Genomic DNA, 13,393 nt, shown 5'->3' with positions numbered 1-13,393 from the left:
CTTCGGCCTCTCGAATTCGTTTCATCTAACCCAGCATAAGGATTCCGTTCATGGCTCAAGTCACCCTCAAAGGCAACCCGGTCCAGGTTGAAGGCGCGTTGCCGCAAGTTGGCACCCAGGCCCTCGACTTTTCCCTGACCGCAGGCGATCTGTCGGACGTCACCCTGGCGACTTTCGCCGGCAAGCGCAAAGTACTGAACATCTTCCCAAGCGTTGATACCCCGACCTGCGCGACTTCGGTGCGCAAGTTCAACGCCCAGGCCAACGACCTGAACAACACCGTTGTACTGTGCATCTCCAGCGACCTGCCATTCGCCCAGGCGCGCTTCTGCGGTGCCGAAGGCCTGGAAAACGTGAAGAGCCTGTCGGACTTCCGCAACGCCGATTTTGCCGTTGACTATGGTGTATCCATTGCCGACGGCCCACTCAAGTGCCTGACCGCCCGCGCCGTGGTAGTCCTGGATGAAAACGATAAAGTGCTGCACAGCGAACTGGTTCGCGAGATCGCCGAAGAACCAAACTACGACGCGGCCCTGGCTGTGCTGAAGTAATTGTTCCGGCGCGTTACTGTCGCTTTGCAGTAACACGTATGATGCATGCTTGCGGCCTGGCCTAGTCCAGGCCGTTTTTATTTGTGCTTCAGCGGTTTAGCCCAAATTGCTGAGGTTTCACCTCGAAAAGTAAATGTTTGTAAGCCCGAAGGTAAATAGCCGGTAAAGGCGCTTTTCTAAACGCGCCCCAGTGCTTATCTTTCAGCCTCCCAAAGAAGAAGCCCTCGCATCCAATGGTTGATCAATCCATGCAATCGTCTCCCCGTAGTTCCCGCCGCTGGCTGTTTGGCTTGCTTGTCCTGTTGGTGATTGCCGGCCTGTGCTGGAAGTTCTGGCCCACAGGCTCTGCCCAGAAAGAGGCCCCGGCGGCCAGGACCAGCAAGACGGGGATGATGCGTCCCGGCTTCGGCGGCTCCGGTGCTGCGGTGCCCGTGCGAGTCGCACCGGCGGTCACTGGCGATTTCCCGGTGTACTACAAGGCGCTTGGCACCGTGACGGCGCTCAACACCATCAATGTGCGCAGCCGGGTCGGGGGAGAACTGGTCAAGATCGCGTTTGAAGAAGGGCAGATGGTCAAGGCCGGCGACCTGCTGGCGCAAATCGATCCGCGCAGCTACCAGAACGCCTTGCTCCAGGCCCAGGGCACGCTGCTGCAAAACCAGGCCCAACTGAAAAACGCCCAGGTCGACCTTGAGCGTTATCGCGGCCTGTATGAGCAGGACAGTATCGCCAAGCAGACCCTGGATACCGCCGCCGCGTTGGTCCTGCAATACCAGGGCACGGTCAAGACCAACCAGGGCGCGGTGGATGACGCCAAGCTCAACCTTGAATTCACCCAGATCCGCGCGCCGATCTCCGGCCGTGTGGGCCTGCGCCAACTGGACGTCGGCAACCTGGTGGCGGCCAACGACACCACCGCCCTGGCAATCATCACCCAGACCCAACCGATCAGCGTGGCCTTCACCTTGCCGGAGAACAGCCTGCAAACCGTGTTGGCCCGCTATCGCACCGGCAACAAGCTGCCGGTGCAGGCGTGGGACCGTGGCGACCTGCAACTACAGGCCACCGGCGTACTGCAGAGCCTGGACAACCAGATCGACGTCGCCACCGGCACCCTGAAATTCAAGGCCCGTTTCGATAACCAGGACCAGGTGCTGTTCCCCAACCAGTTCGTCAACGTGCGTCTGTTGGCCGACACCCTGAAAAACGTAGTGCTGGTGCCGTCGGCGGCAATCCAGTTCGGCACCAACGGCACTTTTGTCTATGCCCTGGACGGTGACAAGAAGGTCAAGATCCGCACGCTGGTCATTGGTGATACCGATGGCCAGAACACCGTGGTCAAGGAAGGCCTGGCTGCGGGCGACCGCGTGGTGCTGGAAGGCACCGACCGCCTGAAGGACGGCACCGACGTGGAAGTGGTCAACGACAGCAACCAGGTGCCCACCACACCCACTGAACATTTGCAGGGCAAGCCCGCGGCACAAGGCGAAAGCAGCCCGGCGGCGGATGCCGGCAAGGCGCAAAAGGCCGGCGCATGAACCTGTCACGGCTGTTCATCCTCAGGCCCGTCGCCACCACCCTGAGTATGCTGGCCATTGTCCTGGCTGGCCTGATCGCCTATCGCTTGATGCCGGTGTCAGCCTTGCCCCAGGTGGATTACCCGACCATCCGCGTCATGACCCTGTACCCAGGCGCCAGCCCGGACGTAATGACCAGCGCGGTCACCGCGCCCCTGGAGCGCCAGTTCGGGCAAATGCCCGGCCTGACGCAGATGGCCTCGACCAGTTCCGGTGGGGCCTCGGTGCTGACCCTGCGCTTCAACCTCGACGTCAATATGGACGTCGCCGAGCAACAGGTGCAGGCGGCGATCAACGCGGCGAGCAACCTGCTGCCCTCGGACCTGCCGGCGCCCCCGGTGTACAACAAGGTCAACCCGGCCGATACCCCGGTGCTGACCCTGGCTATCACTTCCAAGACCATGCTGTTGCCCAAGCTCAATGACCTGGTCGATACGCGCATGGCGCAAAAAATCGCGCAGATCAGCGGTGTCGGCATGGTCAGCATCGCCGGCGGCCAGCGCCAGGCGGTACGGATCAAAGTCAATCCCGAGGCCCTCGCCGCCAACGGCTTGAACCTGGCGGACGTGCGCAGCCTGATCGCCGCCTCCAACGTCAACCAGCCCAAGGGTAACTTCGACGGCCCGACACGGGTGTCGATGCTCGATGCCAACGACCAGTTGGTATCGCCCGAGCAGTACGCCGAATTGATCCTGGCCTACAGCAACGGTGCGCCGCTGCGCCTCAAAGACGTCGCGCAGATCGTCGATGGCGCCGAGAACGAGCGTCTTGCCGCCTGGGCCAATGAAAACCAGGCCGTGCTGCTCAATATCCAGCGCCAGCCGGGGGCCAACGTGATCGAGGTGGTGGACCGGATCAAGGCGCTGCTGCCAAGCATCACCGACAACCTGCCCGCGGGCCTCGACGTCACGGTGCTCACCGACCGCACCCAGACCATCCGCGCCTCGGTCACCGATGTGCAGCACGAATTGCTGATCGCCATTGCCTTGGTGGTGATGGTGACGTTCCTGTTCCTGCGCCGCTTCAGCGCCACCATCATTCCGTCGATTGCCGTGCCGTTGTCCCTGATCGGCACCTTTGGCGTGATGTACTTGGCCGGGTTCTCTATCAACAACCTGACCTTGATGGCCCTGACCATCGCCACCGGGTTTGTGGTGGACGATGCCATCGTGATGCTGGAGAACATTTCCCGCTACATCGAGGAAGGCGAGACGCCACTGGCGGCCGCGCTCAAGGGCGCCAAGCAGATCGGTTTCACCCTGATTTCCCTGACCCTGTCGCTGATTGCGGTATTGATCCCGCTGCTGTTCATGGCCGATGTGGTCGGGCGGCTGTTCCGCGAATTTGCCATCACCCTGGCGGTGGCGATCCTGATTTCCCTGGTGGTGTCCCTGACCCTGACGCCGATGATGTGCGCGCGCCTGCTCAAGCGCGAACCCAAGGAAGAAGAACAGGGCCGCTTCTACAAGGCCAGCGGCGCCTGGATCGACTGGCTGGTCGCCGCCTACGGGCGCAAGCTGCAATGGGTACTCAAGCATCAACCGCTGACCCTGCTGGTGGCCATCGCCACCCTGGGCCTGACGGTCGTGCTGTACCTGGTGGTGCCCAAGGGCTTCTTCCCGGTGCAGGACACCGGGGTGATCCAGGGCATTTCCGAGGCGCCGCAGTCGATTTCCTTTGCCGCCATGAGCCAGCGCCAGCAAGAACTGGCGAAGATCATCCTCGAAGATCCTGCGGTGGAAAGCCTGTCGTCCTACATCGGGGTCGATGGCGATAACGCCACCCTCAACAGTGGCCGCCTGCTGATCAACCTCAAACCCCATAAAGAGCGGGACCTGAGCGCTGTCGAGGTGATTGCGCGCCTGCAGCCGACGTTGGACAAGCTGGTGGGTATTCGCCTGTTCATGCAGCCGGTGCAGGACCTGACCATCGAGGACCGCGTCAGTCGCACCCAGTACCAGTTCAGCATGTCGTCCCCGGATGCCGAGCTATTGGCACTGTGGAGCGGCAAGCTGGTACAGGCCCTGAGCCAGTATCCGGAACTCACCGATGTGGCCAGCGACCTGCAGGACAAAGGCTTGCAGGTATACATGGTGATCGACCGCGATGCCGCCTCGCGCCTGGGCGTGTCGGTCGCCAATATCACCGATGCGCTGTACGACGCCTTCGGCCAGCGGCAGATTTCCACGATCTACACCCAGGCCAGCCAGTACCGCGTGGTGCTACAGGCCCAATCCGGTGAAAGCCTGGGGCCGGATGCGCTGAACCAGATTCATGTGAAAACCACCGATGGCGGCCAGGTACGCCTGTCGAGCCTGGCCCGCATCGAGCAGCGCCAGGCCCAGTTGGCGATCACCCATATCGGCCAGTTCCCGGCGGTGATGATGTCGTTCAACCTGGCCCCCGGTGTGGCCCTGGGCAAGGGCGTGGAACTGATCAACCAGGTGCAGAAGGACATCGGCATGCCGGTCGGCGTGCAGACCCAGTTCCAGGGCGCCGCCCAGGCTTTCGAAGCTTCGCTGTCGAGCACCTTGCTGCTGATTCTGGCGGCGGTAGTGACCATGTACATCGTGCTTGGCGTGTTGTACGAAAGCTACATCCACCCGATCACCATCCTCTCGACCTTGCCATCGGCAGCGGTGGGGGCCCTGTTGGCGCTGCTGCTCACGGGCAACGACCTGGGGATGATCGCGATCATCGGCATCATCCTGCTGATCGGCATCGTGAAGAAGAACGCGATCATGATGATCGACTTCGCCCTCGACGCCGAACGCAACCAGGGCCTGGACCCGCAGACCGCGATCTACCAGGCGGCGCTGCTGCGCTTCCGGCCAATCTTGATGACCACCCTGGCGGCGCTGTTCGGTGCGGTGCCCCTGATGCTGGCCACCGGTTCCGGCGCCGAGTTGCGCCAGCCCCTGGGCCTGGTGATGGTCGGCGGCTTGCTGTTGAGCCAGATCCTTACCCTGTTCACCACGCCGGTGATTTACCTGTACTTCGACCGCCTTGGCCGTCGCTGGCGCAAGACGCCAGAAACGCTGGAGCCGGTTGAACCATGAACCTCTCCGGACCTTTTATTCGCCGGCCGGTAGCTACCATGCTGCTGAGCCTGGCGATCATGTTGCTGGGGGGCGTCAGTTTCAACCTGCTGCCGGTGTCGCCCTTGCCGCAGATCGACTTCCCGGTGATTGTGGTCTCCGCCAGCCTGCCTGGCGCGAGCCCGGAAGTAATGGCGTCTACCGTGGCGACGCCCCTGGAGCGCTCCTTCGGTTCGATTGCCGGGGTCACCACCCTGAGCAGTTCGTCCAGCCAGGGCTCGACCCGGGTGATCCTGGCATTTGACTCCGACCGCGATATCAACGGCGCGGCGCGAGAAGTGCAGGCAGCGATCAACGCCTCGCGCAACCTGTTGCCCAGCGGCATGCGCAGCATGCCCACCTATCGCAAGATCAACCCGTCCCAGGCGCCGATCATGGTGCTGTCGCTGACCTCGGACGTGCTGCCCAAGGGCCAGCTGTATGACCTGGCCTCCACCATCCTCTCCCAAAGCCTGTCCCAGGTGCCGGGTGTGGGCGAAGTGCAGATCGGCGGCAGCTCCCTGCCGGCAGTGCGTATCGAACTGGAGCCCAAGGCCCTCGACCAGTACGGCGTATCCCTGGATGAAGTACGCGACACCATTGCCAATGCCAACGTGCGCCGGCCCAAGGGCTCGGTGGAAGATGGCGAGCGTAACTGGCAGATCCAGGCCAATGACCAATTGGAAAAGGCCAAGGACTATGAGCCGCTGTTGATCCGCTACCAGGACGGCGCGGCGTTGCGCCTGAGCGATGTGGCAAAGATCAGCGATGGCGTCGAGGATCGCTACAACAGCGGCTTCTTCAACAACGATGCGGCGGTGTTGCTGGTGATCAACCGCCAGTCCGGCGCCAACATCATCGAGACCGTCAAGCAGATCAAGGACCAGTTGCCGGCGTTGCAGGCGGTGCTGCCGTCCAGCGTCAAGCTCAACCTGGCCATGGACCGCTCGCCGGTGATCACCGCCACCCTGCATGAGGCGGAAATGACCCTGCTGATTGCCGTGGCCCTGGTGATCCTGGTGGTGTACCTGTTCCTTGGCAATTTCCGCGCCTCGCTGATCCCGACCCTGGCGGTACCGGTGTCGCTGGTGGGCACCTTTGCGATCATGTACCTGTACGGTTTTTCCTTGAACAACCTGTCGCTGATGGCCCTGATCCTGGCCACCGGCCTGGTGGTGGATGATGCCATCGTGGTGCTGGAGAACATCTCGCGGCATATCGACGACGGCATCGCGCCGATGAAGGCGGCGTACCTGGGGGCCAAGGAGGTCGGTTTTACCCTGCTATCGATGAACGTGTCGCTGGTGGCGGTGTTCCTGTCGATCCTGTTTATGGGCGGGATCGTCACCAGCCTGTTCCGTGAGTTTTCCATCACCCTGGCGGCGGCGATCATCGTTTCGCTGGTGGTCTCGTTGACCTTGACCCCGATGCTCTGCGCACGCTGGCTCAAGCCTCATGACAAAGGGCAGCAGACTGGCTTGCAGCGCTGGAGCCAGAAGGTCAACGACCATATGGTCGCGGGTTACGCGCGCAGCCTGGATTGGGTGCTGCGGCACAAACGCCTGACTCTGCTCAGCCTGTTTGTGACCATCGGGGTGAACATCGCGCTGTATGTGGTGGTGCCAAAAACCTTCATGCCGCAACAGGACACCGGGCAACTGATCGGTTTTGTACGCGGCGACGACGGCCTGTCATTCAGCGTCATGCAGCCGAAGATGGAGATTTTCCGCAAGGCTGTGTTGAAAGATCCTGCCGTGGAAAGCGTGGCCGGCTTTATCGGTGGCAGCAACGGCACCAACAACGCCGTGATGCTGGTGCGGCTCAAACCGATCAAGGAGCGCAAGCTGTCGGCCCAGGCGGTGATCGAGCGCCTGCGCAAAGACGTGCCGCTGGTGCCCGGTGGCCGCTTGATGCTGATGGCCGACCAGGACCTGCAATTTGGCGGTGGCCGCGACCAGACGTCCTCGCAATACTCCTACATCCTGCAAAGTGGCGACCTGGCCGCCTTGCGCCTGTGGTACCCGAAAGTGGTCGCCGCGCTGCGTGAACTGCCGGAACTGACCGCCATCGACGCCCGCGAAGGCCGTGGCGCGCAACAGGTAACGCTGATTGTCGATCGCGACCAGGCCAAGCGCCTGGGCGTCGACATGAACATGGTCACCTCGGTGCTGAACAACGCCTACAGCCAGCGGCAGATTTCCACTATCTATGACAGCCTCAACCAGTATCGGGTGGTGATGGAGGTCAATCCGAAATACGCCCAGGATCCGATCACCCTCAATCAGGTGCAGGTGATTACCGCCGACGGCGCACGGATCCCGCTGTCGACCATCGCCCACTACGAAAACAGCCTGGCCGACGATCGCGTCAGCCACGAAGGGCAGTTCGCTTCCGAAGACATCGCCTTCGACATGGCCCCCGGGGTCACGGTGGAGCAGGGCACGGCCGCTATCGAGCGGGCGATTGCCAAGGTCGGCTTGCCCGAAGACGTCATCGCCAAGATGGCCGGCACCGCCGATGCCTTTGCCGCCACCCAGAAAAGCCAGCCGTTCATGATCCTTGGCGCGTTGGTGGCGGTGTATTTGGTGCTGGGGATTCTGTATGAGAGCTACATCCACCCGCTGACCATCCTCTCGACCCTGCCGTCGGCCGGGGTCGGCGCGCTGTTGTCGATCTACGTGCTGGGCGGCGAGTTCAGTCTGATCTCGCTGTTGGGCCTGTTCCTGCTGATTGGCGTGGTGAAGAAGAACGCGATCCTGATGATCGACCTGGCGCTGCAATTGGAGCGCAAGGAAGGCATGCAGCCCCTGGAATCCATACGCAGCGCATGCCTGCTGCGCTTGCGACCGATCCTGATGACCACCCTGGCGGCAATCCTCGGAGCCTTGCCTTTGCTGCTGAGCACCGCCGAAGGCGCGGAAATGCGCCAGCCCCTGGGCCTGACGATTATCGGCGGCCTAGTGTTCAGCCAGATCCTGACCCTTTACACCACCCCGGTGGTTTACCTCTATCTCGACCGCCTGCGCCACCGTTTCAACGGCTGGCGCGGGGTGCGTACCGACGCTGCCCTGGACACTCCGCTATGACCGCAACGCACCTGCCTGTAGGCGCTGGCTTGCCAGCGAAAATCTCCAACGAAAACGCTGGGCACCTGACTCACCGCCGCGCCCTCAGGTTTTTCGCGAGCAAGCTCGCTCCTACAGTGTTTTGCGCCATGCTCCTGAGTGCCTGCGCCATTGGCCCGGATTACCAGCGCCCGCAAGTGGCTGAGCCTGCGCAGTACAAAGAAGCCCAGGGCTGGCGCCAGGCCGCGCCCAGCGATGCCCTGGCCCGTGGCGCCTGGTGGGAGTTGTATGGCGACCAGCAACTCAACAATCTGGTGGACAAGCTCAACAACGCCAACCAGACCGTGGCCCAGGCCGAAGCCCGCTACCGCCAGGCCCAGGCTACCGCACGCAGTTCCCGTGGGGCCTTCTTCCCGACGGTGGACCTGAGCGCCGGCAAAACCCGCGCCAGCCAGGGCACAGGCAGCAGCAATGCAAGCCTGAGCAGTTCCAGCAGCGGTATCCGCGACACCCTCAACACCCAGTTGGGCGTCAGTTGGGAAGCGGATATCTGGGGCAAGTTGCGCCGAGGCCTGGAAGCCAGCAATGCCAGCGAACAAGCCAGCGCCGCCGACCTGGCCGCCATGCGTTTGAGCCAGCAGTCGGAGTTGGTGCAGAACTACCTGCAACTGCGGGTCATGGACGAGCAGACCCGCCTGCTGCAAAGCACCGTCGAGACTTACCAGCGCTCGCTGCAAATGACTGAAAACCAGTATCGCGCCGGTGTCTCCGGCAAGGACGCTGTGGCCCAGGCCCAGACCCAGCTCAAAAGCACCCAGGCCAGCATGATCGACCTGATCTGGCAGCGCGCACAGCTTGAAAACGCCATTGCGGTGTTGATTGGCGAGCCTCCAGCCACGTTCAACCTGGCGGTGAGCAAGGACATTCCCGCTTTGCCGCAGATCCCTGCCAGCCTGCCATCACAATTGCTGGAGCGCCGCCCGGACATCGCTTCGGCCGAGCGTGCGGTGATCGCCGCCAACGCCAATATCGGCGTAGCCAAAACCGCCTACTACCCCGACCTGACCCTGAGCCTGGCCGGTGGTTATTCCAGCAGCACCTACGCCGACTGGATCAGCCTGCCCAACCGTTTCTGGTCGGTGGGGCCAAAACTGGCGATGACCCTGTTCGACGGCGGGCAGCGCTCGGCGGAAGTTGACCGCGCCGAAGCCTCCTACGACGAAACCGTGGCCAAGTACCGCCAGACCGTGCTCGATGGCTTCCGCGAGGTGGAAAACTACATGGTCCAGCTCAAGGTCCTGGAAGACGAGGCCGGCGTGAGCAACCAAGCCCTGGAATCTGCCCGCGAATCCCTGCGCCTGACCCAGAATCAGTACAAGGCAGGCCTGATTGCGTACCTGGATGTGGTTAACGTCCAGGCCACGGCATTGAGCAACGAACGCACCGTGCTGACTTTGTTGCAGACCCGGCTGGTGGCCAGCGTGCAGTTGATCGCCGCACTGGGCGGCGGATGGGACGGCCAGATGCAGCCACGCGAAGAGTAATCGGTATCTCTGACAGCAGTTGGTGAGGCTGTTGGGGCGGCTTCGCCACCCAGCGCGGGGCAAGCCCGCTCGCCACAAAAAGTCAGCGTTGCGCAGCAAACTCCAGGCTGCCACAACCCCCCTGTGGCGAGGGGGCTAGTCCCCCGTTGGGTGGCGAAGCCGCCCCAAAACCATCCCCCTCGGTCTATCTGACAGCAGTTGGTGAGGCCATTGGGGCGGCTTCGCCACCCGGCGCGGGGCAAGCCCGTTCGCCACAGAGAAGTCTGTTCGTCAAAGGGCGATTTCAGGTGATGGCCTTGTGACAATATTTCACCTGTCCAAGAATTTTTGTCGCTACAATCCCGGCTTTTCCCGGCATGGATGCCGCTCGCACTGTCATCCCTAGAGAAGCCCCATGCTTACCGGCAGTTATTCCCCCGCACTGGTCCTGATTTCCCTACTGGTGGCGATCCTCGCTTCCTATACCGCCCTTGATTTGACCGGCCGCATTGCCACGGCCAAGGGGCGGGCGGTGTACCTGTGGATGGCCGGCGGGGCACTGGCCATGGGCTGTGGCGTATGGTCGATGCATTTTATCGGGATGTTGGCGTTTAGCCTGCCCATCACCCTGGGTTACGACATTGGCATTACCGCGCTGTCGCTGCTGATCGCCATGCTGTCCAGCGGCTTTGCCCTCTGGCTGGTCAATCAGCCGCGCTTGCCGGTCTGGCAACTGGGCTTTGGCGCCTTGATCATGGGGGCCGGCATCAGCGCCATGCACTACACCGGCATGGCTGCCATGCGCATGACCCCGGGGATCGACTACGACCCCACTTTGTTCGGTGCCTCGCTGCTGATCGCCGTCGGTGCTTCGGCCGCTGCCCTGTGGATTGCCTTCAACCTGCGGCGCAATACCCCCTATGTACGCCTGGCGCGGGGCGGCGCGGCAGTGGTGATGGGCGTGGCGATCGTCGGCATGCACTACACCGGCATGGCGGCAGCCCGTTTTGCCGATGGCAGCTTTTGCGGGGCGTCGGTGGATGGTCTGAGCGGCAGCGGCCTGGATAACCTAGTACTGGTGACCACCCTGGCGGTGCTGGCCATCGCGCTGTTGACCTCGTTGCTCGACGCACGTCTGGAAGCCCGTACCGCCGTGCTGGCCGATTCCTTGTCCCTGGCTAACCAGGAACTCACCCATCTGGCCCTGCACGACCCACTCACCGGCTTGCCAAACCGTACGCTGCTGGCCGATCGCATTCAGCAGGCGATGCAGTTGGTGGCGGAGCAGGGCGGCTGTTTTGCCCTGATGTTTATCGACCTGGACGGTTTCAAACCGGTCAACGATGCCTTTGGCCATCATCTGGGCGACCAATTGTTGCGCGAAGTGGGCCTGCGCCTGCGTGAAGACCTGCGCAGCCAGGACACCCTGGCCCGGATCGGCGGCGATGAGTTCGTGTTGCTCGTGCAATTGAGCCAGCCCGACGATGCACTGCGCCTGGCCGAGCGCCAGGTGGGCCTGATCAACAAGTCGTTCCGGGTGGCCGAGCATGACTTGAACATCTCTGCCAGCGTCGGTATCGCTCTATTCCCCGGCAATGGTGCAACGCCCCAGGAACTGCTGATGAATGCCGATGCGGCGATGTATCACGCCAAGAGCATGGGCAAGAACGGCTATAGCTTTTTTGATGTATCGATGAACACCAACGCGCGCCGGCAGCTGCAACTGTTGCAGGATTTGCGTAATGCGGTGGAGCAACAGCAGTTGCGCCTGCATTACCAGCCCAAGTTCGACGCCCTCAGTGGCCGCGCTGTCGGTGCCGAGGCCCTGTTGCGCTGGGAGCATCCGCAACATGGCTTGTTGCTGCCGGACAAGTTTATCGAGCTGGCGGAAAAGACCGGGGTGATCATTGCCATCGGCGACTGGGTACTCAACGAAGCGTGCCGGCAAATGCAGGTGTGGTACGCCCAGGGGTACCGGGACTGGCGCATCGCGGTCAACCTGTCGGCCCTGCAGTTCTGCCATGCCGGGCTGGTCAGCAGTGTGGCCAACGCCCTGCAACGTCACCAGTTGCCGGCCAATAGCCTGACCCTGGAAATCACCGAAACCACCGCCATGAGCGATGCCGATGCGAGCATGACGGTGTTGCAGAAGCTCTCGGAAATGGGCGTGGACCTGTCCATCGACGACTTTGGCACCGGTTATTCCAGCCTGATGTACCTCAAGCGCCTGCCGGCCAACGAGCTAAAGATCGACCGTGGTTTTGTGCGGGATCTGGAGCATGACAGTGATGATGCCGCCATCGTTTCGGCCATTGTCGCCCTGGGCCAGGCCCTCGGCCTGCGCATCGTCGCCGAAGGGGTCGAGACCGACATGCAACAGGATTTCCTCACGCGCCTGGGCTGTGATTCGTTGCAAGGCTATCACCTGGGCCACCCGCTGCCGGCGGATACCTTCATGAGCGCGATCATGGCCAAGGAGCAATTGCCTCCGCCGCCTACCCAACCCTGAGATCAATTGACCCCGGTCCATGCAAAACCTGGCAGGCGCAGGTATTCTTGGATCCAACAGCTCAGGTTGAACGGGGAGTCAGTACACATGGACAAAGTCGTCATCATCACCGGTGGCAGTCGTGGGATCGGGGCCGCCACGGCGTTGCTGGCGGCCCGCCAGGGCTATCGCATCTGCATCAATTTCCAAACCGATGAAGACGCCGCGCTGCGTGTACTGGAGCAGGTCCGGGCACTCGGCGCCCAGGCCATCGCGGTGCGCGCCGACGTGAGCATCGAAGACGAAGTGATCAGCCTGTTCCACCGCGTCGATACCGAGTTGGGGCGCGTCACCGCGCTGGTCAACAATGCCGGCACCGTGGGGCATAAGTCGCGGGTCGATGAGATGTCCGAGTTCCGCATCCTGAAAATCCTCAAGACCAATGTGTTGGGCCCGATCCTGTGTGCCAAGCATGCATTGCTGCGCATGTCGCCCAAGCACGGCGGGCAGGGAGGCAGCATCGTCAATGTGTCCTCGGTGGCGGCACGCCTGGGGTCACCCGGTGAGTACGTGGACTATGCAGCCTCCAAGGGCGCGCTGGACAGCTTCACCATTGGTTTATCCAAGGAAGTGGCGGGCGAGGGGATCCGAGTCAACGCGGTGCGTCCGGGTTATATCTTTACTGACTTCCATGCCTTGAGCGGCGACCCGGATCGGGTCAGCAAGCTTGAATCAGGCATCCCCATGGCCCGTGGCGGGCGCCCGGACGAAGTGGCCGAAGCCATCATCTGGTTACTGTCGGACAAGGCCTCGTATACCACCGGGACCTTTCTTGATCTGGGCGGCGGTCGCTGATCCTGCCTGGGTGCTGAGAGCCCCCTCACAAAGGGGGGGCTACCTGGCTTTTCGTGGCGAGCGGGCTTGCCCCGCGCTGGGTGGCGAAGCCGCCCCAATCGCCTCACCACGTTGTGCCAGATACACCGAAGTGGCTGGTTTTGGGGCCGCTGCGCAGCCCAACGGGGGACAAGCCCCCTCGCCACAGGGGGGCGTTGCAGCAGGTGGGAACTTACTGTGGATCGCAGATTTTCAGTGGCGAGCGGGCTTGCCCCGCG

7 protein-coding genes are annotated in these 13,393 nt (G+C 62.4%); all 7 read left to right on the top strand.

Annotated elements, in window-relative coordinates; translation table 11 throughout:
• Positions 1-50 precede the first annotated feature (50 nt).
• The 7 genes from tpx to HBO09_RS18055 all read left to right on the top strand — a co-directional run bounded on the left by tpx (position 51) and on the right by HBO09_RS18055 (position 13,136).
• The gene (gene tpx / locus HBO09_RS18085) at positions 51-551 is read left to right on the top strand and encodes a thiol peroxidase (RefSeq protein ID WP_169995435.1); all 501 of its coding nucleotides are present in this window, start codon (positions 51-53) and stop codon (positions 549-551) included.
• A gap of 233 nt (positions 552-784) precedes the next feature.
• Entirely contained in the window at positions 785-2,089 is a 1,305-nt protein-coding gene (locus tag HBO09_RS18080) for an MdtA/MuxA family multidrug efflux RND transporter periplasmic adaptor subunit (protein WP_169995437.1), read from the top strand.
• Positions 2,086-5,187 carry an MdtB/MuxB family multidrug efflux RND transporter permease subunit gene (locus tag HBO09_RS18075; RefSeq protein WP_169995439.1) on the top strand — a complete coding sequence of 1,034 codons (3,102 nt, stop codon included), beginning with the start codon at positions 2,086-2,088 and terminating at the stop codon, positions 5,185-5,187. The genes HBO09_RS18080 and HBO09_RS18075 overlap by 4 nt, the downstream gene beginning before the upstream one ends.
• The gene (locus HBO09_RS18070) at positions 5,184-8,291 is read left to right on the top strand and encodes an efflux RND transporter permease subunit (protein ID WP_169995441.1); all 3,108 of its coding nucleotides are present in this window, start codon (positions 5,184-5,186) and stop codon (positions 8,289-8,291) included. The genes HBO09_RS18075 and HBO09_RS18070 overlap by 4 nt, the downstream gene beginning before the upstream one ends.
• Positions 8,292-8,419: 128 nt before the next feature.
• Entirely contained in the window at positions 8,420-9,814 is a 1,395-nt protein-coding gene (locus HBO09_RS18065) for an efflux transporter outer membrane subunit (RefSeq protein ID WP_262381278.1), read from the top strand.
• Positions 9,815-10,208: 394 nt separating this feature from the next.
• Entirely contained in the window at positions 10,209-12,302 is a 2,094-nt protein-coding gene (locus HBO09_RS18060; RefSeq protein ID WP_169995443.1) for an EAL domain-containing protein, read from the top strand.
• An 87-nt stretch (positions 12,303-12,389) separates the two neighbouring features.
• On the top strand, positions 12,390-13,136 hold the full coding sequence (locus tag HBO09_RS18055) for an SDR family oxidoreductase (RefSeq protein ID WP_169995445.1): 747 nt from the start codon (positions 12,390-12,392) through the stop codon (positions 13,134-13,136).
• The last annotated feature ends 257 nt before the right edge of the window (positions 13,137-13,393 follow it).

Origin of the sequence: Pseudomonas sp. WS 5027, from assembly GCF_012985695.1 — a bacterium.
Lineage (GTDB): Bacteria > Pseudomonadota > Gammaproteobacteria > Pseudomonadales > Pseudomonadaceae > Aquipseudomonas > Aquipseudomonas hygromyciniae.
The sequence above is the reverse complement of the archived record's forward strand: the minus strand, read 5'-3'. Positions and strand labels throughout refer to the sequence as shown.